1 protein-coding gene is annotated in these 956 nt (G+C 65.2%); it reads left to right on the plus strand.

Annotated elements, in window-relative coordinates:
- Positions 1 to 53: 53 nt before the first annotated feature.
- Positions 54 to 956 (plus strand): IS256 family transposase (locus AC07RV_RS45820; protein ID WP_492716628.1); only part of this gene is annotated, 903 nt, incomplete at its 3' end.

Genomic DNA, 956 nt, shown 5'->3' on the forward strand with positions numbered 1-956 from the left:
GAGCCTGTCAGAAATTTTGTGTTTGAGGCATAGCATGACGAACAGGAGCATCTATGCCAAGCAAGAAGAAGCCGGCGGCAGCCGGCATGACGGCGTTGCCGTCGATCCCCAATGAACTCATTGAGCAATTGACCGGCGGCGCTACGCCGATGACGGCCGACCAGATCAACGCCACCACCATGGCGCTGAAGAAGGCGCTGATCGAACGGGCGCTGGGCGCGGAGCTGTCCCACCACCTGGGCTACGCACTTGGCAGCACCCGCCCCGAGGAGGCCGCCAACCAGCGCAACGGCAAGTCCGCCAAGACGGTGCTGACCGAAGACGGGCCGCTGCGCATCGAGGTGCCACGGGACCGGGCAGGCTCCTTCGAGCCCATCCTGATCCCCAAGCACGAGCGGCGCTTCACCGGCTTTGACGACAAGATCGTGGCCATGTACGCGCGCGGCATGACCGTGCGCGAGATCCAGGGCTTCCTGGCCGAGCAGTACGGCACCGAGGTCAGTCCCGAGTTCATCAGCTCGGTCACCGATGCCGTGATGGCCGAGGTCACGGCCTGGCAGGGTCGGCCCCTGGAGCCGATGTACCCGGTGGTGTTCTTCGACGCGCTGCGCGTGAAGATCCGCGAGGACGGCGTGGTGCGCAACAAGGCCATCTACCTGGCGCTGGGTGTGCTGCCCGATGGCACGCGCGACATCCTGGGCCTGTGGATCGAGAACACCGAGGGAGCCAAGTTCTGGATGAAGGTGTTCAACGACCTCAAGACACGCGGCGTGGCCGACATCCTGATCGCCGTCACCGACGGCCTCAAGGGCATCCCCGAGGCGCTGGCGGCGGTGTTCCCGGCTACCACGCTGCAGACCTGCATCGTGCATCTGATCCGCAACAGCCTGGACTACGCGAGCTGGAAGGACCGCAAGGCGCTGGCAGCGGCCTTGAAGCCGATCTACACGGCACCC

This window comes from Variovorax sp. GW821-FHT09B01 (genome assembly GCF_059418345.1).